This is a genomic window from Campylobacter helveticus (genome assembly GCF_002080395.1).
Lineage (GTDB): Bacteria > Campylobacterota > Campylobacteria > Campylobacterales > Campylobacteraceae > Campylobacter_D > Campylobacter_D helveticus.
Genome location: NZ_CP020478.1, coordinates 1296540 through 1322843, shown reverse-complemented (window position 1 = coordinate 1322843; position 26304 = coordinate 1296540). Strand labels below are relative to the sequence as shown.

Genomic DNA, 26304 nt, shown 5'->3' with positions numbered 1-26304 from the left:
TTTGGAGTATAATTAAGCAAAAAAGGCTTTGAAATGATGCGAGAAAAAGAATTTGTTTTTTTAAATGGAGAATTTTTGCCAAAAGATGAAGCAAAGATAAGCGTTTTTGATAGGGGTTTTATCTTTGGCGATGGAATTTATGAAGTTGTGCCTGTTATTTTTGGCAAGATGGTCGATAAAGAGGAATTTTGGCAAAGATTTACGAGAAGTTTGGAGGCTATAAAGCTTAATTTTCCTTATGAAAAAGAGGAATTTGAAGCAATTTTAAACGAATTAACCGCTAAAAATTTGCTTAAAGAGGGCGGAATTTATATGCAAGTAACCAGGGGTGTGGCGTCTAGGGAATTTAGCTTTGTTAAGAATCTTAAGCCCACCATTACGGCTTTTGTTTTTGAATGCAATGTCTTAAAGAATGAATTTGAAGAGGGTGTTAGCGTGATTAGTGTGCCTGATTTGCGTTGGAAAAGGCGTGATATTAAATCCATCTCACTTTTAGCACAATGCTACGCTAAAGAACAGGCTGTTTTGGCTGGAGCGTTTGAGGCTTTTATGATAGAAAATGGTAAGGTTAATGAGGCTTCAAGTGCTTCTGCGTTTATCATTAAAAATAAAACTCTTGTTACTAAGCCTTTTTCAAACGCGATTTTACCGGGGATTAGAAGGCAAAATATCCTTAAATTTGCTGGTGAACTTGGCTTAAAGATAGAGCAAAGAGCTTTTAGTATGCAAGAAGTTTATGAAGCAGATGAGGTGTTCATCTCGGCAGCCACGCTTTTACTTCTTAGCGTTGTAAAGGCTGATGACAGGCTTATAAATGGCGGTAAGGTTGGCGAATTTGTGCCAAAATTAAGGGCTAAGTATGTGGAGAAAATCACTGCCGAAGCTCAGGGTTAAGCTTAAAAAGATAGTTTTTAAGCTTTAAATCTTCTTCCTCGCTCAGTTTCAAAAAGGAAAGGTGGGAGAGTTTGCTTAAGAGTAGATTTTCTTTTGGAATTTGATTTTTGCCGATTTCAAGACTTGTAAATACACTTTGTCCTATCAAAAGTCTTTTGTCTTTATCATCTAGCCTTAATCCCCAAATGCTATGCAGTGCCACGCTTTTATCACCTAGCTCTCCAGCATAAAGCATAATGTGTCCTTTCATATAAAGCAGTGTAGCGTAAGGTTTTGCAAATTTCTTAAGCAATTCTTTTTTCTTTTCACTACTTAGAAAGCTAATGTCGTAATTTTTGAAAGTTTTATTTTGTGCTAAAGAATTACGCGGTAAATAAATTCCAAAAGGGGCAAAAATATCTCTTAAAAACAAAGAACAATCCCTTTCAAAATCATATCCTCCCCAGCCATAAGGCAAGGATAAAAGCTCTGCGATTTGACTTTTAAAATGCATATCGTTTAATTTTAGCGGGAAGGTTGAGGCGATTTTTTTGCTTATTTTGTATTTTTTAGCGCCTATTTTTCCATAATAATATTTTAAATCGCTTTTGTAGTAAGGATAAAGCGCACCTATGCGTGTTTCAAAAAAGAATTTGCCACTTTCATCTAAAACAGCTGCTTTTTCCTTGAGTGGAGTGATGAAATTTAAATTTTCATAAATTTTTGCTCTTTTATCGCTAAAAATTTCCAAATCTTTTCGCTCCACAAAGCCAAAGCCGCTTTCACTCATTACAAAAGCGTAGCGTTTATCAAGGCTTAGATGCGAGATTAAAACCGCACTACCCGCATTCAAAACAGAATCGCTTGCATAATCAAATGGAATTCCCTCGCTTTGCAAAAAAGGATTTTTCAAAATTGCTTTTTGTGTTGGGAAATTTTTTAAGATAGTATTTTGCACGACTAGGGCTTTTTGATTGAGTGAGTTTAGGGCTTTTGTGTTGGCATTTTTGATGTTGGCATTAAACCAAGAAAGTGGGATTTTTTGTTTATTGAAAAAATAATAATTGCCACTTTTATACACCCCAAAAGACCAAAATAAATCAGCACTCTTAAGATTTTTAAAGCTACTATGCCAAGGGGTAAAGAAAGATTTTTTATAATTTTTTGCATTAGGATTTAATTTGCTATTTAAGGTAGGGAGAATGCTTAAATTTTGTTCATATTCTAATTTAGCATAAAAGGAATTTGTTTCTTTTGAGATAGGATTTTCTAAAGGTTTTTTTGGAGTTTCGTGGGTGGAGCAAGCGATAAAAAAAAGACCTAAAAAACATAAAATAAAACGCATTATCAACCTTTTACAATAAATAGCTATAATTATACTTTAAGGAAACATAATGCTTGATAAATTAGAAAAAATTTTGCGACATCATAATGTTTTTTTAAGTGGCGGAGCTGGTGTTGGTAAGAGTTTTTTGACAAATCAGCTTAAAATTTCTTATAGAAATCAAAATAAAAAACTTATAGCTCTTGGCTCAAGTGCTTTGAGCGCCCTTAATGTAGGTGGTGTTACTCTACATAGTTTTTTTTGTTTGGGTAGGATGGAAAGCCTTGAGGATTTGAAAAAATATGATAGGTTGCAAAGAGCAAAGCTTAAAAAATTAGAAAAAGTGCTTTCCAAACTTGACTTAATTATTATCGATGAAATTTCTATGGTAAGTGCTATTGTATTTGATATGGTAGCGTTAAGGCTTAAAAATTCGACTTTTTCGGGAAAAATTTTGCTTGTGGGTGATTTTTTTCAGTTGCCTCCAGTGGTAAAGGAAAAGCAAAATTCTTTATTTGTTAATACCTACTACGCTTTTGCTTCGCTTTTTTGGGAGGAGCTAAGACTTAAAAATGTCAAGCTTTCCGTGCCAAAAAGAACAAATAATGCTGAATTTTACGAGCATCTATCTCTTTTGCGTGAGGGTTACTTAAAAGAGCAAACGCTTCATTATTTTGAAAAATTTCTTGTTAAAACGCAAGATTTAAAGGATTTAGATGATAGTTTTACCTTGCTTTGTGGGATAAATAAGAAGGTTAATTTTATAAACGAACAAAAATTAGCCAAGATAAATGCACCACTATTAAGTTTTAAAGCTCAATTTGAAAAAAGGGATACAAATTTAAGCGATGGACAATTTAAGGCGTGGGTTAGCGGACTTGGAATTTTGGAAGAGCTTAAGGTAAAAATTGGGGCTAGAATCATTTTTTGTATGAACAATTTCGAGCAAAATTATTATAATGGCGAACAAGGGGTAGTTGAGGGGATTGTGGAGGATGAGCGAGGGGTGTTTTTGCAGATTATGAAAAATAACGGACAAATGATACTTTTAGAGCCTTATACCTTCACTTTGAGCGAATTGCAAAGTGAGGATGATGAGCTTGATTTAAGCATTAGGGCTTGTGCGGTGCAGTATCCTATAAAATTAGCCTATGCCATTACTATACACAAATCACAGGGAATGAGCATAGAAAAACTTGTGTGCGATATTGATAACATTTTTGAAAATGGACAGCTTTATGTGGCACTTTCAAGAGCTACCGACCCTTTAAATCTTAAAATTTTGTATTCTAAAAGTTGGGATTTTAGAACTTATTTTGAGAGGGCGTTAAAATTTGACGAGAGTGTGAGTTGTTTTTATAAGGAAAATCATTTTGTTGATTTAGAATTTTGAAAGGATTTATGATGAAAAAAGTGCTGTTTGGTTTAATTTTGCCTTTATTTTTGAGTGCTGAAGTGGTGGAGCTTGAGAAATTAAGAACGGAGCTTTACTCAAAGAGTGGAGCTAATGTGCTAAAGAAAATAGAAATTTCCTTAGAATTTGAGGGTAAAAATATCAAAGCAAATGAAAAAAAGCTCATAGATAGTGTCAATACGGTAATTTCTGGCTTCTTTTATGAGGATATTTTTACAGAGCTTGGTAAAAATAATTTTAAAAAAACCCTCAGCAAATTTGTAGATAAAAAATATAAAATTAAACTTAATGACATTTATATCCTTTCTTTAAGTGGAGTGGAGAAATTTGACCTTGAGGAATTTAAGCGTTTTTTGGAAAGCACGGAGGCAAAGGATAGAAATTTAAAAGAAGAAGTTAAGGAAAGTGTGAAAGATTTAGAAAATTCACCACAGCTTGAAATTCCAAAGCTAGAAATGCCTAAAATAGAAAATAATCTTAGTGAGCAAAATCATAATTTAACCCTGCCTAAAATCTTTGAAAATGAAGAGATGAAGGATGACGAGGACGCGATAAATCCTAAGCTTTTTGAAATTTCTAGGGATATTGAAGAAAGGATTAAGAAAGACTTAATCCAAGAAAGCAATACCACAGGTTTTAAGCTCGAATTTGACTCAAATTCTACGCAAAATTAGCGTAAGATGTCGTAATTTTGCGGAAATTTTGGTTTAAAGATGCTGGGGTTGATTTTGGTATTTTTTTGAGGTTTGTGAAGCGTAATGAGGACTTTATTTTCAAATTCGTCATTGTAGCTTATGCTCTTAACCTCGCCATTAAAAAGCGTGATGATGTAGTCTGTGTTTTCGTAAGTGGCTTTGAGCTTGTTTGGGGAGATTTCTTTTGCTTGTTTGAAAATGGCGCTTAAATTTGGGATTTTTTCAAGCTTTGCAAAACTGACTTGCTCCAAATCGTGTTCCACGATGATAATGTCATTTTTATTGATATAAATTTCTTTTTTGCTTGGTTTTTCATAAGACCAAAAGGCTCTATCTTTTTCCAAAATGAAATGTCCCTCATAATCAAGTTTGCTCTGTTTAGAACTCACGCTTTGACTAAATTCGCTGGTGTAATTTTCATAATCTAAATCGTAAGCAAAAACTAAGGCACAAAATAGGGTTAAAAAAACAAAAAATTTCATTATCAACTCTCCAAAAAGTTTTAAATTTTATCTTAGCATTCTAACTAAAGATTATTAAAATATCGTTATAATTACGGCTTAGAATAATTTTATTAGAAGGTTAAAAATGCTTTTAAATACCCTAAAAAACATATTTGGAACAAAAAATGAACGCGAGGTTAAAAAATATTTTAAAAGAGTAGCACAAATTAACGCCTTAGAAAGCAAATATCAAGCTTTAAATGATGAGGCGCTAAAGGCTGAATTTGCAAAATTTAAAGAGCAAATTTTAAGCGGAGAGAAAAAAGAAAATGATATTTTAAATGATGTTTTTGCTATCGTTAGGGAAGTGGGAAAAAGAACGCTTAATATGCGTCATTTTGATGTGCAACTCATCGGTGGTATGGCGCTTCACGAGGGTAAAATCGCCGAGATGAAAACAGGTGAGGGTAAAACCCTAGTGGCAACCTTACCTGTGGTTTTAAATGCGATGTGTGGCAAGGGTGTGCATGTGGTTACGGTTAATGACTATCTAGCAAAAAGAGACGCCGAGCAGATGAGTGCGATTTATAATTTTCTAGGTTTTAGTGTGGGGGCGGTGCTTTCTTCTGCTAATAGTGATTTAGAGCATAAAAAAGCTTATGAGTGCGACATCACTTATGGGACAAATAACGAATTTGGCTTTGATTATCTGCGTGATAATATGAAATTTTCTAAGGCTGAGAAAGTGCAAAGAGAACATCATTTTGTCATCGTTGATGAGGTGGATAGCATTTTGATTGATGAGGCGAGGACACCTTTGATTATTTCAGGACCGACCAACCGCACTTTAGATGGCTATATTAAAGCAAATGAAGTGGCAAAGCAAATGAAAAGGGGTGAAGCGCCGGAGGCTAAAGATTTGGCAAGGGGAGTTAAAGCGAGTGGGGATTTCGTCGTAGATGAGAAAAACCGCTCGATTTTAATGACTGAAGAGGGCATTGCTAAGGCTGAAAAGCTTTTTGGTGTGGAAAATTTATATAGCCTTGATAATGCTATTTTGGCTCACCAACTTGACCAAGCCTTAAAAGCGCATAATCTTTTTGAAAAAGATGTGCATTATGTTTTAAGGGGCAATGAAGTCGTTATCGTTGATGAATTTACGGGGAGACTTGGCGAGGGAAGGCGTTTTAGCGAGGGGCTTCATCAAGCTTTGGAGGCAAAAGAGGGCGTAAAAATCCAAGAAGAAAGCCAAACTTTAGCAGACATTACTTTTCAAAATTATTTTAGAATGTATGATAAATTAGCAGGTATGACAGGCACGGCTCAAACTGAGGCGAGTGAATTTTCTCAAATTTATAGCCTTGATGTTGTTTCTATCCCTACAAATATCCCTATCAAAAGACAAGATAAGGATGATTTGATTTATAAAACTCAAGAGGAAAAATTTAAAGCCGTCATTGAGGAGGTTAAAAAGGCAAATGCTAAGGGACAGCCTGTGCTTGTGGGAACGGCTAGTATTGAAAGAAGTGAGGTTTTTCACTCTATGCTTGCAAAAGAAAAAATCCCTCATTATGTGCTAAACGCTAAAAACCACGAGCAAGAAGCTTTAATCATCGCTGATGCGGGTAAAAAAGGAGCCGTTACCATAGCGACAAATATGGCGGGACGCGGTGTGGATATAAAAATAGATGATGAAGTAAGAGAGCTTGGCGGACTTTACATCATCGGCACAGAAAGGCACGAAAGCCGCAGGATAGATAATCAGCTTCGCGGTCGCGCGGGGCGTCAAGGGGACCCTGGTGTGAGTCGTTTTTATCTAAGCCTAGAAGATAATCTTTTACGCATTTTTGGTGGCGATAGGATAAAGAGCATTATGGATAGGCTTGGCATTAAAGAGGGTGAGAGCATTGAAAGTCGCATTGTTACAAGAGCTGTTGAAAATGCTCAAAAGAAAGTGGAAAGTTTGCATTTTGAGAGTAGAAAACACCTACTTGAGTATGATGATGTGGCAAATGAGCAAAGAAAAACAATTTACCGCTACCGCAACGAGCTTTTGGATGAAAATTACGATATAAGAGCAAAAATTTCACAAAATATAAAAGAATACGCACAGACAACTTTAAATTCGATGATGGAGGGTGAGAATTTGGGTGATTTTGAAGCGTTAAAGCAAAAAATTGCACAAGACTTTGCGACCGAGATTGACGAAGTGGATTTTAAAGAGCTTGATTTAGTTGCTTTGGAGGAAAAGCTCAGTGAAATTTTAGAACGCTCTTATGAGGGAAAAATGGCGCAAATTTCAAGTGAGCAGTTAAGAAATATCGAGCGGATTTTATATTTGCAAGTTTTAGATAATGCTTGGCGCGAGCATTTGTATCAAATGGATATTTTAAAAACGGGCATAGGGCTTCGTGGGTATAATCAAAAGGACCCTTTGGTGGAGTATAAAAAAGAAAGCTATAATCTTTTCTTAGAGTTGGTAGAACGCATAAAATTTGATAGCATTAAATTACTTTTTAGTGTGCAAATTTCTCAAAAAGATGCAGAAAATTTGGAGGAAAAAGCAAATAAAGAAAATGATGAACTTTTAGAAAGCACAGCACAAATCGGCGCGAGTGAGGATAATTTAGGCGAAGCAGAATTTAAAAAAGTTCCTAGAAATGCACCTTGTCCTTGCGGAAGCGGAAAGAAATTTAAAGAATGCCACGGAAAAAGTGGTCCTAAGAGGGGAGTAATGGCAGATAGGGCTTGAGCATAATAAGAGAGATTTTTAATTAGAGAGGAAAAACAATGAAAGCGTCAGAGAAGAATTTTGGCTTTATGCGAGAGGAAAATTGTATCGAAGTTCCATTTTTTCAAAGAGCTTATGCTTGGGATAAAGAGCAGTGGGAACAATTATTTAAGGACTTAAAGGAGAGTTATAAAGATAATAAAAAAGACCATTTTTTAGGCTCTGTCATTTTTAAGCAATTAGCCACGAATGCTGGAGAGGGTTCAAAAAGAAGTTTGATTGACGGACAGCAAAGATTAACAACCTTTTCCCTTTTAGTTAAGGTTTTATATGAGCGTTTAGACGATGAAGATAAGAGTGATTATACTGAGTATTTGTTTCAAAAACCAACTAAAAATAAAAAGCCAAGAATAGAGCATTCTAAAGTTGATAGAGAAGTTTTTGCGGCTGTTTTGCGTGGCGATGAGGGGATTAATCATTTATATCAAAATGAGAAAATTTTTCAATGTTATCAGTATTTTAAAGAGCAAATTGAAAGTGAAAAATTGGATTTTAGGGACTTTTTAGATTTTATTTTAGAGTCAAAATTATGGGTTGCTATTAATTTGGAAGCAAACGAAGATGAGCAGAAAATTTTTGACTCCATTAATACGGCTGGTTTAAGACTAACGGCGACAGATATTATTAAAAATGCTATTTTTGCAAAGGCTCTTAAAATAGGTGCAGATTATGAGAAGCTTTATAAGGAGTGTTGGGAAGCAGTTTTTGAAGTGAAAGAAAATAGAGAATTTTGGGAAATAGAAGTTGAGATAGGTAGAATTAAAAGGGTGCAAAGTGAAATTTTTCTTCATGCTTTTGCTGTTGTGGGGCAATTTTTTAATCCAGAGAAAAATTCTTTGGAGGATTTAAGTTTTCTTTATAAAGGATATATTGAAAATTTTAACAATAATGAATTAGAAAACTTTTTAAAGCACATTAAAGAATATGCAGAAATTTATATAAATTTACCCTTTTTTAAGGGAGGGGCGTTGCGTTTTGATGAGGATATGAAGCGTTTATTTCATATCATAAGCGTGATAAATGTCAATACCGCTATGCCGTTAATTTTATTTTTAAGTCATAGTGTTAAAGAGCAGACACTTTTAAATGAGTGTTTGCAAGTCATAGAAAATTACATTATGACGCGTTATGTTTGTGGGTATGATACAAATAGTTATAGTAAAAAATTTGCCGCTATTGTAAGAAGTATTGATTTGAATAATCCTTTAAGAGATTTAAAAGAAAAGCTCAATGATATACCAAGTAGAAGTGAATTAGAAAAGGCTTTAGAGCATTTGTATTTGAATAATAGAGCTCCAAAACTTATTTTATTTTGGATTGAATTATATAGAAGATATCTTAGCAAAGATAAGCAAGATTTAGTGGAGTTGAATTATGATTATACTTTGGAGCATTTAATACCACAAACTTGGCAAACGCATTGGAAAGATATTGTTGGCGATGATGAGAAAGCGAAGAATTATATTTATCAGATTGGTAATATGACCCTTTTAAAAGGCTCTTTGAATAGCACTATAAAAAATTGTGCTTGGAAAATAAAGCTAGAAGGCGATGGAAGTCGTAAAAATTGCATTAAAAAATGTGCCGATTTACTCATTACTCGCGAATTATTGGACAAAAATGAATGGAATTTGCAAAGTGTAGAAGAGCGTAGTGCTAGGCTTATTGAGGAATTTTTTAAGATTTGGAAAATTGAATGAGGGATAATTTTTAAATTAATATGGAATTTAATGTGAAAAATTTAATTTTGAGAGAACTTTGATGAGTCTAACGCGTTATCTACTTTTTAAATACCTTCGTTTTGATAAAGAGCAACCTTTTATCAATCTTTCTATGCTTTTGGCGTTTTTGGGTGTGTGCGTGGGGCTTTGTGTGCTTTTGGTCGCTATGGCGATAATGAATGGCTTTGATAAGGAATTTCAAAAACGCTTTTTTGTGATGAATTATCCCATTACCCTTTTGCCGAAATTTTATGCACCTGTTGATGATGAATTTGTGGCGGAGTTAAGAGGGCGGTTTCCGCATTTGCTTTTTAGCCCTTATTTAAGCACTCAAGTGATAGCCAAAGGGGATAATCGCTTTGAGGGCGGAATTGTTTTTGGTGTGAATTTTGAAGAGGAAAAGAAAATTAACGAAGTTGTCCAAAATGCTCTTAAAGATACAAATTTAAGCGGTTATGACATACTTATAGGGGGGGCTTTAGCTGATGAGTTTCGCCTTCAAAAAAACGATAAACTTTCTTTAATCTTTTCAAATTTGAACCCTAGCGGTTTCTCTTTGACCCCTACCACAAAGCGTTTTGATGTGAAGGCTAAGTTTAATTCCGGGCTTATTTTTTACGATAAGGCTTATATGTATGTGGAGGCTAAGGCACTTAGGAAAGTTTTAGGTGTGAAAGAGGGCTATGATGGTGTGCATATTTATAGCCAAGAAGCCTTTAAGGATATAGAAAAGCTTAGGGCTTATTTGGGGCAGGATTATGCCGCCATAGGCTGGTGGGAGCAAAATCAAAATTTCTTCTCCGCCCTAGAGCTTGAAAAGCGCGCACTTTTCATCGTTTTAATGCTCATTATCCTTGTTGCTGGGCTTAATATAGTAAGCTCACTTTTGATGATAGTGATGAACCGCCGCAGTGAAATAGCCCTTTTGCTTGCACTTGGAGCAAGCAAAGCGGAGGTAAAAAAAAGCTTTTTTGCTTTGGGTATGTTAATAGGCGGTAGCGGTATGGTGTGCGGGGTGATTTTAGCCTTTATCACGCTTTGGCTTTTGGGAAATTTCGACATTATCTCTTTACCAGCTGATGTTTATGGCACTTCGAAATTGCCGCTTGATTTGTCTATTTTGGACTTTGTACTTACCTTAGTAGGTGCTTTATGTATCATCGCACTTTCTTCGTTTTACCCTGCGAAAAAGGCGACCGAAGTAAATATTTTAGACACTTTGCGAAATGAATAAATTTATAAAGGAAAGAAAATGATTTTTATTGATGCGTGTTTTAGGAGGCAAACGCCCTATACTCCTGTGTGGATGATGCGTCAAGCAGGGCGGTATTTAAGTGAGTATATGGCGGTAAGGCAGAGTGCTGGGGATTTTCTCTCACTTTGTAAGGATTATAAAAAAGCAAGTGAAGTAAGCTTACAGCCTGTGGATATTTTAGGTGTAGATGCGGCGATTATTTTTTCTGACATTTTAGTTGTTCCTTTGGAAATGGGGCTTGAGCTTCGTTTTGAAAAGGGTGAAGGTCCTGTATTTAGCACCCCTCTTAAAAATAAAGAGGATTTAGATAGGCTTGATTCTTTAGCGGCGGTTAAGAGGCTTGGTTATGTTTATGACGCACTTTCTTTGACAAGGGAAAAATTGCCAAAAGATAAAGCATTAATTGGCTTTTGTGGGAGTGCTTGGACGATAGCTACTTATATGATAGAGGGTAGGGGAAGTAAAAATTATGCTAAATGCAAAAAATTACTTTATCAAAATCCTGAGTTTTTACATCAAATTTTAAGAAAATTAAATGAAGTTTTGAAAGCTTATTTGGAAGAGCAAATTAAAGCGGGGGCAAATGCGGTGCAGATTTTTGACAGCTGGGCTGGGGCTTTAGAGGAGGGGGCGTTTTTCGAATTTTCTTTCGCTTATATGAAAGAGCTTGCTGCTTATCTTAAACAAAAATATCCACATATCCCCGTGATACTCTTTCCAAAAGGCGTGAGCGGGTATTTAGAAAGAATTGATGGGGAATTTGATGTGTTTGGGGTGGATTGGAGTACTCCGCTTGACTTAGCTAGAGATAAGCTTTCGCATAAATTTACACTTCAGGGCAATATGGAGCCTTGCAGACTTTATGATAAAAACGCTATAAAAAAGGGCGTTGAGGACATTTTGCAAATTATGCGTGGCAAGGCACATATTTTTAACTTAGGACACGGAATTCTTCCTGATATCCCTGTGGAAAATGCAAAATATTTTATCAAACTCGTGCAAGAAAGCTCGGTTAAATGATAGTTTTTGGTCCTATAAATTCTAGGCGTTTTGGGCTTTCTTTGGGGGTGGATTTAAGTGGAGCGATGAAGCAGTGTAATTTTGATTGTGTGTATTGTGAGCTTGAGGCGGCAAAACCCATCAAAGAGCAAGAGAAAGTTTTAGGCGTAAAAGAAATTTTAGATGAGCTTAAAATTGTCTTAGAAAAAGGCGTGAAATTTGATGTGCTTACTCTCACGGCTAATGGAGAGCCAAGCCTTTATCCGCATTTAAAAGAGTTGCTTTTAGAATTAAAAAAGCTTGTTAAGGATAAAAAAATTCTTATTTTAAGCAATGGCACAGCAGTTTTAGATGAGGAAAAAATGCAATGCTTAATGCTTTGTGATATTGTTAAATTTAGTCTTGATAGTGCAAACGAAAAGACTTTTTATAAGATAGACAGGGCTTTAAAAGAGATAAATTTAAACACGATGATAGAAAAAATGGCGGAATTTAGAGCTAAATTTAGTGGCGCGTTGGTAATGGAAATTTTGGTTGTTAAGGAGCTAAATGACAAAGAAGAGGAATTCGCTTTGCTTAATGAAGCCTTAGCTAAAATCGCACCTACGAGAGTGGATTTAAGCAGTATCGATAGACCACCAGCTTATGCTGTGAGTGGGGTTGAAGAAGCTAGACTTGAAGAGCTTAGCCGTTTTATTAGCTCTGTGCCTGTTTTTATAGCGAAAAAAAAGCAAGGTGCGAAACTTAGCTTTTGCGAGGAAGAGCTTTTAAATACTTTGCGTTTGCGTCCTCAAAGTGAGCTTGATGTGGCGTGTTTTGATGATGAAAGCAAAAAGCATTTAAAAAATTTGCTTGAGAGAGGGCAAATTAAAAGCGTTAATCTTGCTGGAGTGGGTTTTTATAAAGCCTAGCTAAATCCACACAAGCCTTTATTGAGGGTTCTTTAGCAAGATGATAGTCAAAACCTTTAAGTGCCTTTGCTGTGCTTTGTCCTAAGGCTATTAATTTATCTTTTGGATGGGGGTGATAATTTTTTAAGAAATTTAAAGCACTCAGTGGAGAGGTAAAGATAAAAATGGCTGGTTGGCAAAGTGCTATTTTGCAAGGCTTAAAGACATTTTCATAAACGATAATTTCTTTTAAATCGACTGCATTATCTCGTAAATCTTCGTTTAAATTTGAAGCGATGTTTTTGGCTCTAAGATAAAGGCATTTTTGTCCCTTTAATTCTTCTTTAAATTCTTCAAAAAGTGTTTTTCCATAAGCTTTTGAGGGAATTTTGATATGTTTGAAGCCAAGTTGCTGAGCTTTTTTTGCTGTTTTTTCTCCCACAGCGTAAATTTTTAAATCAAAATCTAGTTTTATTTTAGCTTTTTCTAGGGCTTTTACAGCGTTTTTAGATGTAAGAATGAGTGCGTCAAAATCCTCTAAATTTACATTAAAATCAAAAAATTTCACTTCGTTTAAGATAAGATTTTCCACACCTTCAAATTTGGTTTCATTTAAGAGATAAATTTTCACGCACAGCCTTTTTTAATGCATTTGCGGCTAAAGTAGGATTTTTAGCCTCCATTATAGCCCTTACTACAGCCACTCCGCTAAGCTTTATCCCCTTTAATTCTTTTACAACAGCTTCATCAATGCCCCCAATCGCCACGACGGGCAAAGGAGAGCTTTCGCAAATTTGATTTAAGGTTTCAAGGGGTAAAACACTACTTTCTTTCGTTGGAGTTGTTTTGATGGCTCCACAGCCTAGATAATTGGCTTCCTCGATAAATTTTAACTGCTGTGTTGTTTTAAGGCTTAAACCTATGATTTTATCTTTGCCTAAAACTTTTCTCGCTATGTTTGGAGGCAAGTCTTCTTGTCCTAAATGCACCCCGTGTGCGTCTAAAGCTAGGGCGATGTCGATTCTATCATTGATAATAAGGGGGATTTGATAGGTTTGGCAGAGTTTTTTGACCTTTAAGCCAAGAGAGAAAAAATCCTTTGCATTAAGAGTTTTTTCTCTAAGCTGGATAATGCTAACTCCTCCTTTTACAGCACTTTCAAGCACATTTAAAAAGGCTTCATCGCTTAAATTTCCACGACTTGCGACGAGATATAAACTTAAATCAGGCATTAAAAAGCCCAAAGATGATTAGTAGGTCCATTTCCCTTACCTAAATTTAAGCTGTAGTAAATCGCCCCTCTAACATATTCTTTTGCCTCACTGACGCTTTCAAGGGCGTTTTTGCCAAGAGCTAAGTTTGAAGCTATGGCGGAGCTTAGAGTGCAACCTGTGCCGTGTGTGTTTTTCGTTTCTATGCGTTCGCCTTTTAAAATGTGGATATTTTCCCCATCAAAAAAGACATCGTTGGCATTTTCGTTTCTATGTCCGCCTTTTATCAAAACGGCTTTAGCGCCTTGCGCGTGTAGGTGTTTAGCTGCTTTTATCATTTCTTCCTCATTTTGAATTGTAAAGCCACTTAAAAACTCTGCCTCTGGGATATTTGGCGTGAGAATGTCGGCAAATTTTAAAATATTATTTTTAAAAAAATCGCAACACTCAACAGGCATTAAGGCGAAGCCATTTTTGGCAAACATCACAGGGTCTATAACGACATTTTGCGGTTTAAAATGCTCTAAATTTTCCTTGACACAAAGCATTAAGTCCTTGCTTCCTATCATACCTATTTTAACTGCTTTTGGAGGTATATCCTCAAATACCGCTAAAAACTGCTCTTCAACACATTTTACAGGGACATTATGCACACTAATGACTCTTGCTGTGTTTTCTGCGACCACGCTTAAAATCACACTCATACCAAAAAGCCTATAAGCACTAAAAGTTTTTAAGTCAGCTTGCACTCCTGCCCCACCACTACAATCACTTCCAGCTATGGTTAAAATAGGGATTAACTCACTTCCTTTCGCTTTCATTTTTTTCCTTTGTTAAATTTATAAACTTATTTTTTTGACATCTTTATAAGTTAGACTTTCTTTTTCTAGCAAAAGTTTAGCTAAGAGAGCGATAAGCTCCTTTCTTGTTTTTAAAAATTCCTCGACCTCATTTTTTTGAATTTCTAGGCTTTTGTCTTCAATCATATTGAAACTTAACATAAATTCTACAAGTTCTTTAATTTTTAAAAAATCTTGCTGTGAATTTGTATAGCTTTCGTTATATAAAAGTTTCATAGCGATAAATCCAGCAAGATGTGTTTTAATTTTATTTAAAAGCTCGGATTTTGATTTGATATTTGATTCATACTCGTTAAATCTATCTTCAATGAGTGTGATTTTATCAAATTTAATGTCAAAATAATACGCACATAAAGCTTTTGCCGCTTGGTAATGGGCTTGAATTTGCTTTTCTTTTTCGCTTAAATTAAGAATTTTTTTCTTGCCTAAAAGAACCTTATTTAAAACCGCGTAAAAGTCGCTATCTTCAACCAAATCATTCCCCCGCCTAAGGGCATTAATGGCGGCTTCATTAACAAGAGTTTCAAGCCCCGCACCGCTAAAGCCTACGCTAAGTTTTGCGATTTGTTCCAAATCGACTTTATTTTTTTTATTTTTCATATAAATTTCTAAAATTTTAAATCGGTCTTTAAAATCAGGCAGAGAAAGAAAAATGCGTCTATCAAAGCGTCCTGAGCGAAGTAGTGCTTCGTCCATTAGTTCTATTTTGTTGGTTGCGGCGATGACGATGACACCGCTGTTATCTTCAAAGCCGTCCATTTGGGTTAAGAGCTGATTGAGGGTGCTATCTCTTTCGCCATTTGAAAGTTCGTTTCTTGCTTTTCCAACTGCGTCAATTTCATCGATAAAAATGATACTTGGTGCCATCATTTTAGCACGAGAGAAAAGCTCTCTAACTCTTTTTGCTCCCATTCCTACATAAATTTCAACAAAACTTGAGCCAGATTGATAAAAAAATGGCACTCCAGCTTCGCCCGCAACGGCTTTTGCGATGAGGGTTTTACCAACTCCTGGAGGTCCTATCATCAAAACGCCTTTTGGCATTTTTACGCCAAATTCTTTATATTTTTGAGGATTTTTAAGAAAATCAACCAACTCATTAAGCTCTAATTTTACTTCATTAACACCTGCAACATCATTAAAGGTAACGCTTGAAATGACAGGTTTTATAGAATTAAGTGGTTCTTGCAAAGAGGGGTTTTGAGTGGCTTTGTTTATAGGGAATTTTTGCATTTCTTTTTTACGGCGGAAAAAATTAAAACTGATAAGTGATGCGAGTAAAAAGACTAAAAGTGTGAAAAATATCCAAGCACTATAATCTTTTTTTATCTCCACAGGCACTTGTGTCAAAAGTTCTTTGATATCCACGCCCTCTTTAATGATGACATAATGTTCCCCCGCAGCTTTGAGTAAAATTTCATTTTCATCAATGGTCGCCTTTTGGATAAGCTTTTGTTCTAAAAGGCTTTTATATAATGCTTCATCGATGAATTTGGGTTCGTTTTTAAAATAAACTATGGCTAAAAGCATACATAAGATAATAAAAGAAATTAGGATAATTTTGTTGTTTTTCATCTTAGCCTCGTTTCGTTAAATTCCTCTTTAATTTCGTAATCTTCAATATTTAGCCACATTTTGTTTAAATCTTTTGAGCTTATGATTTTAATTTTATTAAAAAACTGGTCATAGCCCTCATAAAAGTCATTTTTTTTGCTTTCAACTAAAACTTCAAGTTTAGCCTTTTTTGCCTTTCTAAATTCATAATTATTTTTCTGCACGATGTTTTTAAGCGTATTTAATCTTTCTTTTGCAACATCGCCTTTTATGGTGTTTTTAAGCGTTGCTGAGTGGGTGTTATTTCGCGGTGAAAAGATAAAGGCGTGGAGGTGAGTAAGTTTAAATTCTTTGAAATTTTTTAAAGCTTCTTGCCAAAGTTCTTCACTCTCCCCCGGATGTCCAACGATAAAATCTGTCCCTAATGCAAAACCCTTATCTGCAAGGGTTTGAAAGAGTAACAAATCATTTTTTGTATGGCTTCTACGCCTCATAATGCGTAGCATTGTTTCGCTGGTGTGTTGTAAGGCGATATGAAGATGTTTTTCAAGTAAATTTTCATCTAAAATTTCCATAAAGCTCGCGTCAATTTGTGCGGGTTCTAAGCTACCTAAGCGGATGCGTTTTAAGCCTTGAATTTGCATTATTTTTTGCAAGAGTTTGCCCAAAGTCGTGCCGTCTTTTAAGCCGTAAGAGCCTATATTTGTGCCTGTTAGAACGATTTCGGTGTAGCCATTTTGAATTAAGATTTTAATTTGTTCCAAAAGGTCATTTTCTTTTACGCTTCTTGATTTACCACGCACACTTGGTATGATGCAATAAGAGCAGTTAAAATCACACCCTTCTTGAATTTTCACAAAGGCTTTTGTGTGATTTTCATAATCTTTAACAATATCTTTATCGATGAAATTTAAGTCTCCAAGCTCATAAAAACGCGTTTTTGCTTTTAAAAAATCATTAATCTTAGCCTTATTTGAAGCACCCAAAACGCCAAAAATCGCTCCACTATCTAAAAGCTCTTTGCCCCTACTTACCGCCGCACAGCCTGTGAGTATAACTTTAATATTATTTTTTTTAAGGCTGTTGATGTAGGTTTTTAATCCACTATCCGCCCCATTTGTTACCGTGCAAGAATTAATAATGACAATATTAGCTTCTTTTTCATTAGTCGTAAGCTGAAAATCTTTCATATAGCTTTTTATTAGCTCACTATCATAAATATTTGTTCTACAACCAAAAGTTTTAAAAAAGACTTTATCCATTAAAATCCCCTTGTCGGGCTGCGTTTTGTTTTTTGTCTAGATAAAGGTTTTGACTAGGATAGGCTATTTTAATATCTTTGTGTTTCATAAACTCACTAATTAACTCTTTACTTATTGTGCTTCTTAAATTAAGTGCGGCGTAAGAATTTGCCATATACCAAGCCGAAAGTCTTACTCCCCAGTGTTCAAAAAAGATGTAGATTTTTGGTTCGACTTTGGGATTTTTAATACTATACTCATTTTGTAACCTTTTCATAGCTTTTTTTGCTAATTCTGTGTAAGGTTTGGCTTGTTTTGTAACGATTTGCTCCATTATCTCTTTGGCTTTTTCTAAATTTGAATCAAAACTTATGGTAATGTCAATGCCATCCAGCACGGTTTTCATTCCGTGATGGGTGTAATTTGCTATTAAGTGTGTGAAAACATAGTTATTTGGGATAAAAATAATCCTTCCGCTGCGGCGATTTTTCATATAAGTTTCTAAAGTTAAGGTTTCATAAATCGTGATACGCAAAAAAGAAATATCAATAATATCTCCCACATAAGTTAAGTCATTTTGTATTACTTTAATGCGGTCTCCAACCCTCATACTCCCACCAAAAACAATCACACACCAACCAAGCATAGACATAAACATATCTTTCATAGCGATAGCAAGACCAGCCGAAGCAAAGCCAAGTATGGTAACAAGATAGGTGATATTTTCTATATAAGCAAAAAGCAAGATGAGAAAGATGATGTTGAGATTGATAAAATTGATGATTTTAGTTGCTGTATAGTAGCGTTCATTATCCTTAATATATTTTTTGGCGATAAATTTTAAGGAGAAGGAAAAAATGATGACTAAAATAATAGCAACAAAGATGTTAATCGCCCTTAGCGTTTGCACTTTTATCTCAGCATTAACGCGTGTGATTTCATCCTCAATCTTTTTTTCATACACGGAAAAAGAGACTTTCGCAAATTGTAAAGCGTTTTCAAATTCGCTCAATTTTTTATTTGATTCTTTTAAGGCGTTTAAATTTTCTTTACTATTGTCAAGTTTTATAAGTTCTTTAAGCTCGGTATTTTTTTCTTTAATTTTTAAAACCAAATTTTCAAATTCTTCAATCTTTAAGCTTTGCTCATCTCTTTCATCTTTTAACTTCTTAATATGAGAAAAAGCACCGATGATGGCAAGTGGATTTGTAAGTTTTGGGAGGATTTCGACATTTTCACCGATATTTAAACTTTGGGCAAAATTTAAATATTTGTAGTCTTTTAAAAGTCTTAATTGTTCTTCTAGGTTTGCTATTTTGCTTTGTGTGGCATCTTTTTCCTCGTAGCTTAAATGCTCTTTGTTTAACTCATCTCTTAAAATGATAAGCTCATCGCTTATTTTTTGATACTTGATGAAATTATCATAGCGTATATTATGAATGCTTGCCTCTATGATGGTGTTAAGTGTGTTGATTTTAGCTTTGCTTTCTAAAACGAGGCTGTTATTAAGCTCTGCAAAGGAAAATACAACAAAACAAGCTAAAAAAAATATCTTTTTCATACAAATTGCTCCAAACATTTTAAAAGTATGGATTTTTCAACATCTTCTTTTATAATGCCTCTTCCTAGTGGCGCAGCCAAGATAAAGCGAATTTTTTGGTTTGCACTTTTTTTATCTAGGAAGAAAGCTTGATAAAACTCTTCAACACTTTTAATTTTATACTGCGTAGGTAGGATAAATTTTTGTAAAATTTGCTCCACTCTTTTACACTCTTCTTTGCTCAAAAGCCCAAGTTCGTAGCTTAGATGATTTGCCATATTCATACCTATAGCCACAGCCTCTCCGTGAAGATAGCTTTTATAATTTGTTTCATTTTCTATGATGTGGGCAAAAGTGTGTCCGTAATTTAGCAACATTCTGGTTTTACTTTCTTTTTCATCTTGCGCGACTATTTTAGCTTTTAATTCCACACTTTTGGCGATGATTTGGGTTAAAATTTCTTCTTCGCATTTTGCCTCTAAGAATTTTTTCGCGTCTATTTTTTCTATGAAATTGAGTAAATTTGCGTCAAAAATGATTGCCATTTTGATAAATTCAGCCAAACCTGCACTAAGCTCTCTTTGCTTTAGAGTTCTTAAAAATGCACTTTCGCAATACACAGCCTTAGGTTGGTAAAAAGTGCCGATGAGATTTTTCCCAAAATGATTATTAACCCCAGTTTTCCCGCCCACAGCGGCATCTACACAAGCTAAAAGTGTGGTGGGGATATTGATAAAATCTATCCCCCTTTGATAAATACTTGCTGCAAAGCCCCCCATATCGCTAATTACCCCCCCACCAAAGCTAATTAGTAGGCTTTTTCTGTCAAGTTTAGAATTGCACATTTGATTTAGAATTTCTTCGATAGTGGCTAGGTTTTTATACTCTTCGCCGTCTTTTACGCTAATGATAAAAAGTTCTTCGCATTCTATTTTGTCAAGCAAACTTTTAAGATGAAGTCCTGCGACTTTTGGATTGGTTAAAATTGCAACTTTTCCCTTAAATTTAAAATTTAAACCCTCATCAATGAAAACTTTATAAGGCTCTTTAACTTTGACTTCGATTTGCATTTTTTTCCTTTTTGTAATTTTAACTCATAGGTATGAAAAGTTGGTAATTTTTGCTAAGTTTGTAATAATTTCTATTTAAATCCATACTCCAAATTTTGCTAATGTCATTATCTAAAAGCTCCGGCGTAAAACTGACAAATTGTAGCAAATCTTCTTTGTATTCTAAACTTAGAATTGGATTTTGCAGATTGCTTTGAATGATTTGTATATTTTTATCGTAAAGTTTAGAAAGGCTGTTAAAATAGTCTTTTAACTCACTACTATGTTTGCGATTAGGATGGTAATAATAAAGGCTTACCTCAAGTTTTAACTGCTTACTTAAATCCACTATCACATTGGCTTGATTTTCGATTTCACTTTCATCCGAGCTTAAAATGACGGATTTTTCTAGCTTATCAAAATCCATAGTGCCGACTTTTAAGATGGGAATTTTAAGCTCAAAAAGTTGCCTTTTTTCTTTTTCAAAATGTTTATTATCTGTGATAAAAACGCCCACATCATTTTGCTCTAAAAAGCTACGGATATTTTTAAAATTTGTATTTGTATAGTCAAAAAAGATATTTTCATATTCTAAAGAAAGGGCTTTGAGCTTTTGATAGGTTTTGCCTAGTGTCGCATTAATAATTCTTATGAAAAATTTTCTAGCATTTGTTTTTTTCACAAGGCTTAGAGTGGTATTGATGAGAAGTTCTTGGGTTTTTTCATTCATCTTTTTCATATCGATGAGAGTGAAAACATTAGTTCCAAAAGGCACGGGAAATTGTCCCGTGCTAGCTTTTACATTATGAAAAACACTTTGTAGGATGACAGGGTCTCCTACGATTAAAATACTATCTCCTGGCTGGAGGATTAAAGAAGGTTTGATGAAATGAATTTTTTCATTGCGATAGACTAGAACGATACGCCACCTTTTTTGCTGAATAGAGCCTATGTGCCTATAAGCAAAGATTGAACCAGCGGGGATTTTAATCTCCATTATCTCCCCCACCCCAAGTCCTATATATTGAGCTGTAAGAGCGACATCTGGTAAAAAGTCTGTCAGTCTTTTGCTTAAATTCATTCTTGCGTCAATTAAATGACAAAGCTTATCATTAATGCCCAGCCCCCAAAAATCCATAATGTTAATTTCAAGATTTAAGTCAAGTCCCCTCAAAGCTTCGTAAGTTTTCTTTGTCTCAAATTCATCTTGCATATAGATGAAAGCTTGTTTGTAGGGTTTCATAATGCACTCAAGTCTTGCACTACTTGTGGGGTCAAACTGGTGGAATTCTAGGTATTCATTTTTTTCGCTTAAATTCACGCTTTCACTTTTTTGATAGACGATAGTAAAAAAATAACTCAAGCTTTTTTGAAAACAAAGCCTTTCTAAGAAATGCTTTGCTAAAATGCCATCAATGATAATTAAAATATGATTCATAATACACTCCAAAAAGGGAATTATAGCAAATGGAATTTAAACTAAAGCACAAGGATAATCACGCAAGGGTTTGCGAGATAAAAACGGCACATAGTTCTTTTTTAACGCCCATTTTTATGCCTGTTGGCACAGCTGCTGCGGTTAAGAGTCTTGACGCTTATGATATGAGTGAAATTTTAAAAGCGAAAATTATTTTAGCAAATACCTATCATCTTTATTTGCGACCCGGCTCAAAAATTATAAGAAATTTGGGTGGTTTGCATAATTTTACGCGATTTTCTCATAGTTTTTTAACGGATAGTGGTGGCTTTCAAGCTTTTTCTTTGAGTCAAAATACAAAACATTTCGAAGAGGGGATTAAATTTAAAAGTCATATTGATGGGAGTTTGCACCTTTTTACCCCCAAAAGTGTGCTTGAAACGCAGTATGATTTTAATAGTGATATTTGTATGGTTCTTGATGATTTAGTGGCTTTACCTGCGAGTCGAAAGAGGGTTGAACTTTCCGTTGAAAGAACGATAAAGTGGGCAAAAGAGGCTATAACGCATCATAAATTTAAGCAACAACAAGGTGAGGCTTTAAGTCAAAATGTTTTTGGTATTATTCAGGGGGGGACGGAATTTGACTTAAGAAAAAAGTGTGCGTTAGAGCTTTGTGAGATGGACTTTGATGGACTTGCCATAGGTGGTTTAAGCGTGGGTGAGGAAAATGCTCTAATGTATGAGGTTGTTGAGAATTTAACGCCTTTTATGGACGAGGGGCGTCCAAGATATTTAATGGGCGTTGGGACGCCTGAGGATTTAGTGGAAAATGTTGAACGCGGTGTGGATATGTTTGATTGTGTGATGCCAACGAGAAATGCGAGAAACGGCACATTTTTTACAAGCTTTGGGAAATTTAATATCAAAAGAGCTGAATTTATTAATGACAATGAAAGCATTGATAAGACTTGTTCTTGCTATACTTGCAAAACTTACTCAAGAGCATATTTAAATCATCTTTTTAAAGCGAAGGAATTGACATTTTTTAGGCTTGCGAGTTTGCACAATTTGCATTATTATCTAACTTTAGTAAAAGAGATGAGGGGGGCGATAATGCAAAACAAATTTAGCGAATTTAAGAAAGAATTCTACGCAAAAAGAAGCTAAATTTAAGTAAATTTTTGTATAATTTCATCTCTTGCGCTCTTAGCTCAGCTGGATAGAGCATTTGATTGCGGTTCAAAAGGTCAGAGGTTCGAATCCTCTAGAGCGCGCCACTAAACATTTCCTATCGCATAAAGTTGGATAACGCCAACGACTTTCCCATCTTTACCCACAACGATTTCTTTAATTTTGTGTTTTAACATTAGCTGTTCGGCTTCTGTCGCCATAGCTTCTTGGTCGATGATTTTGGGATTATGACTCATAATTTCTTTTGCCTTAAAGTCAAACCTTGGTTTGGCATTTGCCTTAAGCGCACGGCGTAAATCTCCATCTGTGATAATGCCAACAAGCTCATCTTTTTCTAAAACAATACAAAGCCCAAGCTTGCCGCTTGTCATCACATCGACAAGTTCGTTAAATTCGGTTTCTGGTTCCACGATAGGCAGTTTTTTGCTGACCATTAAATCTTTGACTTTGGTTAAAAGCTTACGCCCTAAGCTACCACCCGGATGAAAAAGTGCAAAATCATCTGGTCGAAAATTTTTAGCTTTCATCAAGGCAGCAGCGATGGCATCGCCCATCACAAGTGTAGCGGTAGTTGAGGACATAGGGGCAAGTTGCAAAGGACAAGCTTCTTTCTTGATTGCGATATTGAGAAAAATTTCAGCTTGTTTGGCAAGGGTGGATTTGGCATTACCACACATCGCGATGAGGGGAATTTGTCTTCTTTTAACCGCTGGAATGATTTTTAAAAGTTCTTCCGTTTCGCCTGAATTCGAAATGGCGATTAAAACATCTTCATTTGTTATCATTCCCAAATCCCCGTGCAGTGCCTCACCGGGGTGCATAAAAAAGCTTGGTGTTCCTGTGCTAGCAAGTGTAGCGGCTATTTTAGCACCGATGTGTCCTGATTTCCCCATACCGCTGATAATGCAACGCCCTTTTATATTTAGGATGAGTTTGATGGCTTTGGCAAAATTATCATCCAAATTTTCGCTTAAATTCCTAATGGCTTCCGCTTCGATTTCAAAAACTTCCCTAGCTACTTTAATGGCTTCTTTCATTTTGCTTCCTTAAAGATTAACCACGACATTTGTAGCTATGGCTATTTGATAAAGAATTTGCGTTAGCATAGAAAAAATTTGTAAATTTTGACTATCGACTTTTGGAAGCACTAAAATAGAATCTCCCGCTTTGACATCGATGCCCGAGCGATATTTTTCCGCTTTGCCGTTCGTGCGTATGACAAGCACCTTTGAGGTATCCGCTCTATCGCTATAACCTCCTGCTAAGTCGATGTAGTATTTTAAATTTTCTTTTTTGCCATAGACAAAAGCTCCCGGCAGGGATACTTCGCCCTGGACTATGACAAGATTATTTTTGCTTGGGATATTGATAGTGTCGCCATCTTCTAGCACTAAAGTTTTGTAAGCTTTAGCGTCATCGATGACAATTTGCCCTCTAGGCTCGGCTTTTTTCGCTCTTTCTATAAATTCGAGTATGGTTTTGGCTTGAGTTGCACGGATTGCTGCTTGTTCGGAATTGACAGATGAGCTGGTGAGAGCTAAGGTTTCAAGCTCTTTAAGCTGTGCGGCTATTAGTTCTTTTTGTGTTCTTGCGACACTTTTTCTAAAGACTTGCAACGCTTTCATATTGGACATTGAATTTGCCATAACGAGCCTTGAAATATCCTCCAAAGTTGTGCCTTTTTTTACTACTAGCGTTCCTAGTCCATCGTGTTCTCCGCGAATTTTAACGCTGATGTTTGTTGTGATGTATTCAGGACGGAATTCCACTTCATCACCTGTTCTTATAGGAACTTGAGGAAAATGTGTTTTGTTAAAAGCTTTGACCTCAAGCTTATGCTCATCGCCATAGCTTCTTACAACAGCATTTGTAACGATAGGTTTTGCGCCTGAAATTCTAGCCAAATCATTAAGCGTTTTAATATCGCTTCCAAGTTCGAATCTAAAAGGTTTTTGCACATCGCCACTGACAAAAGCGTATGTGGCGACATTTCCCACTAAGATAACATCACCACTTCTAAAAGGGAAAAGTTCTAATTGTCCCTTAAGCAAGAAGTCGTATAGGTCTATATTTCTAATCACCTTATTATTTCTTAAAATTTGAATTTCTCTAAAGCTTCCATATTCTAAGTTGATTCCGTTCGCCTTGTCTAGGTATTGTATGATAGAATCGGAGCTTAATCCTTGATAAAGACCCGGAGCATTAACGCTTCCTGTTACAAAAACGCTTACATTTTGATAGGCGTTCATATCCGCATAAACGAAGACATTGTTTTTGTAAATTTTATTAACGGCTGATTTTATCACAGGCACTAAAGAGCTGTTTTTTACGCCTAAAAGATTGACCGCACCAACTTTTGGGATAAAAATATTACCTTGAGAATCTACCACTAAAACCTGTGCAAATTCCACAGCTCCCCAAATTTTAAGGCTTATTTGGTCTCCAACGGCGATTTTATAGTCCGGATTATAAACTCTTTGCGTGAAATTTTTAAAATTACCACTAAAAAGATGCGAACCAAAAACAGGAATTTGAGTTGGATTTGTGCTTGAGGCACTTGCATTATTTTCACTTTTGTAGCTTTGATTAGAATAAGCTGAGCTTGTGTTACTATCGTAAGTTGGACCCTCATTAATTCCTACTATTTGCGACACATCGACTGCACCAAAAGCTAAAATAAAACCTGTTAATAATAAAACTATTTTTTTCATTTTAATATCTATGCTCCTCTATAATCATTTTCACAAATTTCGTAATGCCAAAAATTAAAGATAAAATTAAAAAAGCTGTGATGATATTATAAATCCTTTCAGGGTATCTCGCACTTTCCGGCAAATTGGGACTTTGCACGATAACAAGCTGCTTAATTTTCCTTCCAGCCTCTATCCTCGCACTTTCATAAGCTTTAAGAGCTGCCTCATAAGCTTGCTGGGCGAATTTCGCCTCTATGGTAAGATTTTGAAATTTAGCCGCCATATCATTGAGTTTTTTCTCATTTGAATTATTTGTTGAAATTTTTGCCACTTCGCGTTCTAATTGTTTTTTGATTGCTAGAATTTCGGATTTTAACGCGATAACTTCAGGGGCGCTATCATTCATATAGCTTTGCAAATTCAAAAGAGCAGCTTCTCTTTGGGCTAGGTTTGCCTCGATTTGAGCGATGAGCTTTTCCTTACTTTCAGCCTGTTTAAGGGGGTCAAAAACTCCATATTTATTTTGAAAAGATATGAGAGCATTTTGTGCTTTTAAATACCTTTCTTTGTAGGTATTAACCTCTTCTTCGGCAAATTTCATTTGCTCTCTTGCCGCCTTATGAGAAATTTCATTGATAAATTTTTCGCTTTCCTCCATAATGCTTTGGGCTATGATTTTAGCAGACTCCGGTGTAAAGCCCTCCACATCGACATTTAAAAGTCCCGTTTTGTCATCAACCCTAAGTTTAACGCGGTTTTGAAAATATTTAAGATAGCTTTCGGTTGAACTTGAGTTGTAAATTTTGTTAGGTAAATCAATGAATTGTTCTTGATAAAGTTCTTTAAGTTTAATTTTTTCTTCTAGTTTTTGCAACAAGTCAAGAGAATGAATATATCCGCGTAGGTATTTCATATCTTCACTATTATTAGAAGTGGTGCTGAGTAAAGATAAAATTCCACTTGCTTGGACACTTTCTCCGCTGGTTGAACGCACACTAAGACTCATCGAGCTTACATATCTATCGGCTGCGATGAAAACATAATAAATAACTACAAAAATCATCAAAAACCATACGATTTTAAAAGAATCTAGTATGCTTAAGTCCTTAATTTTATCTAATAAAGTTTTATTTTCTTCCAT

The 26304-nt window shown here is 35.3% G+C and carries 22 protein-coding genes and 1 tRNA gene; 10 read left to right on the top strand and 13 right to left on the bottom strand.

The features are described 5' to 3' along the window. Positions 1 to 33: 33 nt before the first annotated feature. Complete coding sequence (locus CHELV3228_RS06995) at positions 34 to 894, top strand: D-amino acid aminotransferase (RefSeq protein ID WP_082200301.1); 861 nt, start codon at positions 34 to 36, stop codon at positions 892 to 894. Here the strand turns inward: CHELV3228_RS06995 and CHELV3228_RS06990 are convergent. Then, positions 872 to 2218 carry an SH3 domain-containing C40 family peptidase gene (locus CHELV3228_RS06990; RefSeq protein ID WP_082200300.1) on the bottom strand — a complete coding sequence of 449 codons (1347 nt, stop codon included), beginning with the start codon at positions 2216 to 2218 and terminating at the stop codon, positions 872 to 874. The two genes, CHELV3228_RS06995 and CHELV3228_RS06990, sit on opposite strands and share 23 nt — an antisense overlap. Positions 2219 to 2267: 49 nt before the next feature. Here CHELV3228_RS06990 and CHELV3228_RS06985 point away from each other — a divergent pair, with 49 nt between their 5' ends. Beyond that, positions 2268 to 3590, top strand: a complete 1323-nt coding sequence (locus CHELV3228_RS06985; protein WP_082200299.1) for an ATP-dependent DNA helicase — start codon at positions 2268 to 2270, stop codon at positions 3588 to 3590. Between the two features lie 11 nt (positions 3591 to 3601). After that, complete coding sequence (locus tag CHELV3228_RS06980) at positions 3602 to 4285, top strand: hypothetical protein (RefSeq protein ID WP_082200298.1); 684 nt, start codon at positions 3602 to 3604, stop codon at positions 4283 to 4285. On the opposite strand, the gene lolA is transcribed toward CHELV3228_RS06980, so the two are convergent. Continuing rightward, complete coding sequence (gene lolA, locus CHELV3228_RS06975; protein ID WP_370445655.1) at positions 4282 to 4791, bottom strand: LolA-like outer membrane lipoprotein chaperone; 510 nt, start codon at positions 4789 to 4791, stop codon at positions 4282 to 4284. The genes CHELV3228_RS06980 and lolA overlap by 4 nt on opposite strands. 103 nt (positions 4792 to 4894) lie before the next feature. Here lolA and secA point away from each other — a divergent pair, with 103 nt between their 5' ends. The 5 genes from secA (at position 4895) to CHELV3228_RS06950 (ending at position 12426) form a co-directional block, all read left to right on the top strand. After that, positions 4895 to 7501 carry a preprotein translocase subunit SecA gene (secA, locus tag CHELV3228_RS06970; protein ID WP_082200296.1) on the top strand — a complete coding sequence of 869 codons (2607 nt, stop codon included), beginning with the start codon at positions 4895 to 4897 and terminating at the stop codon, positions 7499 to 7501. A 38-nt stretch (positions 7502 to 7539) separates the two neighbouring features. Then, positions 7540 to 9240, top strand: coding sequence for a DUF262 domain-containing protein (locus tag CHELV3228_RS06965; protein ID WP_082200295.1), 1701 nt, complete (start codon positions 7540 to 7542; stop codon positions 9238 to 9240). 61 nt (positions 9241 to 9301) lie between these two features. Beyond that, positions 9302 to 10495 carry an ABC transporter permease gene (locus CHELV3228_RS06960; protein ID WP_082200294.1) on the top strand — a complete coding sequence of 398 codons (1194 nt, stop codon included), beginning with the start codon at positions 9302 to 9304 and terminating at the stop codon, positions 10493 to 10495. 18 nt (positions 10496 to 10513) lie between these two features. After that, positions 10514 to 11536 (top strand): uroporphyrinogen decarboxylase, encoded by a 1023-nt coding sequence (hemE, locus tag CHELV3228_RS06955; protein WP_082200293.1) that lies wholly within the window; start codon positions 10514 to 10516, stop codon positions 11534 to 11536. Continuing rightward, on the top strand, positions 11533 to 12426 hold the full coding sequence (locus tag CHELV3228_RS06950) for a radical SAM protein (RefSeq protein WP_082200292.1): 894 nt from the start codon (positions 11533 to 11535) through the stop codon (positions 12424 to 12426). Before hemE ends, CHELV3228_RS06950 begins: the two co-directional genes overlap by 4 nt. On the opposite strand, the gene CHELV3228_RS06945 is transcribed toward CHELV3228_RS06950, so the two are convergent. The 8 genes from CHELV3228_RS06945 to CHELV3228_RS06910 are packed head-to-tail and all read right to left on the bottom strand — an operon-like array spanning position 12392 to position 21298. Then, complete coding sequence (locus tag CHELV3228_RS06945; protein WP_082200291.1) at positions 12392 to 13036, bottom strand: uroporphyrinogen-III synthase; 645 nt, start codon at positions 13034 to 13036, stop codon at positions 12392 to 12394. The genes CHELV3228_RS06950 and CHELV3228_RS06945 overlap by 35 nt on opposite strands. Continuing rightward, a complete protein-coding gene (gene thiE / locus CHELV3228_RS06940) occupies positions 13014 to 13637 on the bottom strand; it encodes a thiamine phosphate synthase (RefSeq protein WP_082200775.1) in 624 nt (207 codons plus the stop codon). Before thiE ends, CHELV3228_RS06945 begins: the two co-directional genes overlap by 23 nt. Continuing rightward, positions 13637 to 14437 (bottom strand): bifunctional hydroxymethylpyrimidine kinase/phosphomethylpyrimidine kinase, encoded by an 801-nt coding sequence (gene thiD, locus CHELV3228_RS06935; protein ID WP_082200290.1) that lies wholly within the window; start codon positions 14435 to 14437, stop codon positions 13637 to 13639. Before thiD ends, thiE begins: the two co-directional genes overlap by 1 nt. 18 nt (positions 14438 to 14455) lie before the next feature. Continuing rightward, on the bottom strand, positions 14456 to 16051 hold the full coding sequence (locus tag CHELV3228_RS06930) for an AAA family ATPase (protein WP_082200289.1): 1596 nt from the start codon (positions 16049 to 16051) through the stop codon (positions 14456 to 14458). Then, complete coding sequence (gene mtaB, locus CHELV3228_RS06925; RefSeq protein WP_082200288.1) at positions 16048 to 17292, bottom strand: tRNA (N(6)-L-threonylcarbamoyladenosine(37)-C(2))-methylthiotransferase MtaB; 1245 nt, start codon at positions 17290 to 17292, stop codon at positions 16048 to 16050. Before mtaB ends, CHELV3228_RS06930 begins: the two co-directional genes overlap by 4 nt. Then, the gene (locus CHELV3228_RS06920) at positions 17285 to 18832 is read right to left on the bottom strand and encodes a mechanosensitive ion channel family protein (RefSeq protein ID WP_082200774.1); all 1548 of its coding nucleotides are present in this window, start codon (positions 18830 to 18832) and stop codon (positions 17285 to 17287) included. Before CHELV3228_RS06920 ends, mtaB begins: the two co-directional genes overlap by 8 nt. Continuing rightward, entirely contained in the window at positions 18829 to 19881 is a 1053-nt protein-coding gene (aroB, locus tag CHELV3228_RS06915) for a 3-dehydroquinate synthase (RefSeq protein WP_082200287.1), read from the bottom strand. Before aroB ends, CHELV3228_RS06920 begins: the two co-directional genes overlap by 4 nt. Positions 19882 to 19900: 19 nt before the next feature. Then, a complete protein-coding gene (locus CHELV3228_RS06910; protein ID WP_082200286.1) occupies positions 19901 to 21298 on the bottom strand; it encodes a COG3400 family protein in 1398 nt (465 codons plus the stop codon). Positions 21299 to 21327: 29 nt separating this feature from the next. On the opposite strand from CHELV3228_RS06910, the gene tgt reads away from it, so the two are divergent. Together tgt and CHELV3228_RS06900 are read left to right on the top strand one after the other, a co-directional pair. Then, positions 21328 to 22446 (top strand): tRNA guanosine(34) transglycosylase Tgt, encoded by a 1119-nt coding sequence (gene tgt, locus CHELV3228_RS06905; protein WP_082200285.1) that lies wholly within the window; start codon positions 21328 to 21330, stop codon positions 22444 to 22446. Positions 22447 to 22479: 33 nt separating this feature from the next. Beyond that, positions 22480 to 22556 (top strand) — tRNA-Arg (locus tag CHELV3228_RS06900). On the opposite strand, the gene CHELV3228_RS06895 is transcribed toward CHELV3228_RS06900, so the two are convergent. Genes CHELV3228_RS06895 through CHELV3228_RS06885 form a run of 3 tightly spaced genes read right to left on the bottom strand, consistent with a single transcriptional unit; the run spans position 22557 to position 26304 of the window. Then, positions 22557 to 23507, bottom strand: a complete 951-nt coding sequence (locus CHELV3228_RS06895) for a KpsF/GutQ family sugar-phosphate isomerase (protein ID WP_082200284.1) — start codon at positions 23505 to 23507, stop codon at positions 22557 to 22559. It abuts the tRNA gene before it with no gap. A gap of 9 nt (positions 23508 to 23516) precedes the next feature. After that, a complete protein-coding gene (locus CHELV3228_RS06890; RefSeq protein WP_082200283.1) occupies positions 23517 to 25181 on the bottom strand; it encodes a polysaccharide biosynthesis/export family protein in 1665 nt (554 codons plus the stop codon). 1 nt (position 25182) lies between these two features. Continuing rightward, complete coding sequence (locus CHELV3228_RS06885) at positions 25183 to 26304, bottom strand: KpsE/RkpR family capsule polysaccharide export protein (RefSeq protein ID WP_082200282.1); 1122 nt, start codon at positions 26302 to 26304, stop codon at positions 25183 to 25185.